This is a genomic window from Pseudorhodobacter sp. (assembly GCF_030452865.1).
Lineage (GTDB): Bacteria > Pseudomonadota > Alphaproteobacteria > Rhodobacterales > Rhodobacteraceae > Pseudorhodobacter.
Genome location: NZ_JAKDLJ010000306.1, coordinates 1 through 4,533, shown reverse-complemented (window position 1 = coordinate 4,533; position 4,533 = coordinate 1). Strand labels below are relative to the sequence as shown.

The 4,533-nt window shown below is 52.4% G+C and carries 3 protein-coding genes; 1 reads left to right on the top strand and 2 read right to left on the bottom strand.

What is annotated here, in order from left to right; all coding sequences use genetic code 11:
* Positions 1–2,292 (top strand): UDP-N-acetylmuramoyl-tripeptide--D-alanyl-D-alanine ligase (locus tag L0H65_RS15120; RefSeq protein ID WP_301459874.1); only part of this gene is annotated, 2,292 nt, incomplete at its 5' end.
* 393 nt (positions 2,293–2,685) lie between these two features.
* On the opposite strand, the gene L0H65_RS15115 is transcribed toward L0H65_RS15120, so the two are convergent.
* A complete protein-coding gene (locus L0H65_RS15115) occupies positions 2,686–3,618 on the bottom strand; it encodes a C1 family peptidase (protein ID WP_301459873.1) in 933 nt (310 codons plus the stop codon).
* 27 nt (positions 3,619–3,645) lie between these two features.
* Complete coding sequence (locus L0H65_RS15110) at positions 3,646–4,257, bottom strand: hypothetical protein (protein WP_301459872.1); 612 nt, start codon at positions 4,255–4,257, stop codon at positions 3,646–3,648.
* Positions 4,258–4,533 lie beyond the last annotated feature (276 nt).

Sequence of the window (4,533 nt, the reverse complement as noted above, 5' to 3'; positions counted from 1 at the left end):
AATGACGATCTGCGCGCGGCAATTGAGCGGTCTCTCACGCAGATATCAACGAACTTCGTAAAATACACCATCGGGACCGCCGATTCATCGGCTTATCTGATAGATGCAGGAAATGAGGTGAAACTTGGCGGAAACGCGGTTGCCATTTTGGCACTCTGTAAATTCTCCGAGGTTACGGGTGACGATTCAACGCTGACGCTAGCTCGGCAATTGGGAAATGGCATATTGTCCATGCAAAATGAAGATGGTAGCTTTTGCCATATTTTAGACGCTGACAGCCTGGCCCCAAAGCAGGCATTCCGCACTGTTTATTATGACGGAGAGGCAGCCTTCGGGCTTATGCGTCTCTATGGCACAACTGGCGAAAAGCGCTGGCTTGATGCAGCGCGCCGTGCCGTCGATTATTTCATATCTAAAGACTATTGGAAGCATAACGATCATTGGTTGGCCTATTGTGTGAATGAGCTTTCCCTTCACTATCCAGAAAAGCGCTACCTTCAATTCGGTCTGCGCAACGTTCAGGATTATCTCAATTTCATTCGCGATCGTATTACCACGTTTCCCACGCTATTAGAACTGTGCTGCGCCACACGGCTACTCGTGCAAAGGTCTCACCAAGATCCGTCGTTGGTCCCGACCATTGACACCCTTGACCTCACCGCTTTTCAGGAAGCGATGGAAACCCGCGCTCAAAATCTTGCAAATGGCTTCTTTTTTCCGGAAGTCGCAATGTATTTCCGGAATCCTGTGCGGATCACAGGAAGTTTTTTTATTCGCCATCACGGATTCCGAGTGCGCATTGATGATGTCGAGCATTACCTTTCTGGTCTGATCGCCTACCGTTCCTATTTGGAAGAGCGAAATCAGTTTTCCGAGATTTGTGAACGACAGAGACGCCGACGGAGCGGCGACGTGAAATCAATGCGATGGACATCAACCGAAGTTGCGAATCTTCTTAAAGGCTCGAAATGGCTCCGCCAGCCAAGTCTTCCGGTGCGGGTAAGTGGTCTTTCTACTTACGCGCCCGGTTTTCGTCCGGGTGACATTGCTGTTGTCAGGCAACCTGGGGCCAAATTCGGAATTGCTCCGTCAGAACTGGAAGAATTCGAAACCCCAGCGCGTATCGCGATCGTGGATAGCGAAGATAGCTCATCAATCAAGGCCGATGCCGTTTTGTACGTTCCAAATTTGCAGACGGCCATAGTGACCTTGGCAAAGGACGCACGCAGGTCGTTGGCGGCTACGGTTATCGGCGTCACCGGCAGCGCGGGCAAGACAAGTGTAACCTCCATGATCGCGCACTGCCTTGACGGGATCGGCAAAGTATCCAGCACCCGATTCAGTGCAAATATGTTGCGCGGGATCGCGTGGAATATTTGTTGTGCGCCTGTTGATACGGAATATTGCGTGCTGGAGATGGCTATTGGGCAGATGGATCAAAACACGCAGTTAGCGCGTCCCGATATTGTGGTCTTTACCAACATTCATCCTGCCCACCTCATTCATCACAAGAACACCGCCACGATTGCAGCCAGGAAATCTCAGATTTTTGCTGGAATGCCCGACAACGGCGTCGCCATTCTAAATCGCGATATGGACGAATATGAAATAGTTGTAGCGGCGGCAGCGGAAAAAGGCGTTACAACTGTCACATATGGATGGACCGACTTGTCCGACATCCATCCTACCTCATCCACTGCTTCAACTGGGAGCGTTGAATTGGATGTTTTCGGTCAGCCCCATGTCGTGCCTGTTGTTGGCGCAGGAAGCTCTGCTGTCTATAATACAATGGCGATTGTTGCTACACTGCATGTTTTGCACCAGCCGGTTCAGCCCATCGCCGGACGTCTCGCGACGTTCACCAGACCCACTGGTCGTGGCCAGATTATCCAGTTGGCAACCTCCAATGGAACCGCCCGCATCTTAGACCATTCCTATAATGCAAATCCAGCCTCCACACGCGCTGCACTGGAGGAGTTCTTTGCAATGCCGTGCAATGGAAATCGCGTTATTATCCTCGGTCAGATGGCAGAACTAGGTGACGAAAGCCGATCGGCACATATCGACCTTATTGAGTATCTTGCAACTCAACCGATGGATTCGGTTCATCTTATTGGTGATGACTTTAGGGCAGCCGTTCGTGAGGTCAGGAACGATGACAGATTTCATATCATAGACCTCTGCGACCTTGATTATATATTGAATCAACAAGTCGCTGGGGGCGATCTTATTTTAATTAAGGGATCCAATAGTGCTGGCCTGTTCGATTATTTGGGGAAGTTCAGATACTGACATGATTGACCAGCACCTATTTTACTGGAGACCATGACGGGCCATGCGAGGCCACCCCATCGACGGCATCAATGTGCCAAGATAAATGTATCCCGCCCCTGATCAGTCAGTCGCTTTTGACGACAACGCCTTGATAACATCCGCCCCTTGGGTTCCAGATTGGCATTTCGATTGCATCGTCTTCCGCTGTCTGGATCGGCATGCCGCAGGCGTGAGTTGCGCAACAACGCCATACCACCTGAACCTGCGCCCATCCTACCCATCAACGTTTGCCACTGTTGCCAGTCACGAATGTGTTCGAGCAAAGGAGGCGGTTCTTCCCTCGCAAGACAAAGGCATTCAATCGACATTTTGACGGTGCCTTCGCGTGATTTCGGGCGCGGAGCCTTCGACTTATTTCGGCGACAGAAACTCCCATACGCAAGATTCTAAATGAGATGCGGAAAGCGCCCCATATCCAACAGCCGGCACCAATGGCACTGTGCCAGCGGTTGTTGGGTTCTTGGCAAAATAGCTGTTCCAACTGTTACGAAAAATGAACCAACCGCCCAAGGGTTCCGATGGATCTGCCTCAAACCCGACAAGGCACACAGTGTGGCCATCAGTGGCGGTTTCTTGCATTTCGGTGCCGTCAACGGCTTTGTCGAGAGGGCAATACACGATGCCTCGCTGTTCGGCTGGGCCGGATTTCCAATTTGAAACATTGTATTTGGTCAGAAAGGTGGCGAGAGAGATTGCCACTGGCCGACCCTGCTTTAATAGCCCATGCAGTAGGATCGCCAAACCATGGATCCGATCTTTTTCTTCGCGAAAATCATCATAATCAAACCGGGTATGTCGGCGGTTTTCTGCTTCGGTCACTGCGCTTGCATTTGGGGCCGGTCCATCAATGCCAGTGACCAACTTCTTCATATATTTCATTTGTGATGTAGCACAAAGACCCATAGTCTCAATTACTTCTCGCGCATGCGAGAGGCGGGTAGCGCCAAAATCATGTTTCGGCGCGGGATCAATTTCCGCCAGATGTGTGTGTCGCATCTGATAATAGAGAAATTGTTCCGACAGCGATTCACGCAGGCCCTGATCCGGGCGCCAGTACTGTTCCATCATCGCCACGGCCGCAAATGCGGTGCAGGTCGGTCGCGAGCCTTGATCCTTGACAGTCCAATTTGGGTCTACCGTCTGTGAAAACGGAATCGGCCCATCTTGGATAACCAATGATTTGTCGTCGCGTTTTGCCCGCATCGCTTGGAAATAGCCTGCATTGAGATACTCGCGGACACTGGCTGGCAAGCCCGCGCCAAATCCGGCCGTTTCTAGGGTCATGTCATTTTCCTCCGTCCACCCTGTGCGTTATGTGCCAATATTCAATTCCTGCACCCCGACCCGATCTGACCATTCGGATTTCGCCGCGTTGATCACATCAGTAACCGCAGGCATCAGCGATAGGTGACGGGTCCAGAGCCATGCAGCTATGTCACGACCGGCATCTGTATCTGCGCGGAAATGCACGCCCGCAACCTCGCGATTTCGGGCCAAACGATCGGTAAGTAATTGCATATAGGGAAACAAGTGGCCGGCCTCACCGTCAGGCATCGCCGCCGTCAACAGCTGGAGGACAAGGTGATTTTGCAGTGAATGATTGGACGGGAACGACGGATGCGCTGGTGTCGGGATTGAGGTGACAAGCGTCGGTATCAAATGAACGGGGCGCGCCACACCAAAGAAATCCTTGAAATACATCCCCACCATTTGCCCAATCGTATACGCCACGGACAGCAAGATAAAACTGTTGGGCTTGGTGGCGGGATTCATCGCCAAAAGATTGGCCCAATACGCGCCAGCATAATCGGCTTGCGCCAAAAGCTCTGCCACGGACACAGGGCGTTCATTGATCATGTTGTCGACCATCGGGCCAAGCTGCACTGCGGCAACAAGCGGATCGCTGAAATCCGGAACAACCAACGACAGCCCTGGGGCACCCCATGTCTTTCCCCGCACAGCCGTCGTGGATTTGCTCCACTCACGGGCGCAAAAATCTGCCAGGATTACCTGCGCACGCAATTCCGGTGCCCAATCGGTTTTCTTATAGGCCAGAGGGGTACGTGGTATAGTATATTTTCCCAACCCTGTGGCCAGATATGTCCCGAAGGGTAATGGTACGGCGCCCACCGGACCAGTGGATCCCACGGAAAGCCCCCCATTCAAGGGCCCGGGCGAGGGCGCGGTGGGGGCCGGGGG

Bases quoted from the DNA above. Each gene is read 5' to 3' on its own strand.
- L0H65_RS15115 (WP_301459873.1), bottom strand. From the start codon at position 3,618: ATGACCCTAGAAACGGCCGGATTTGGCGCGGGCTTGCCAGCCAGTGTC.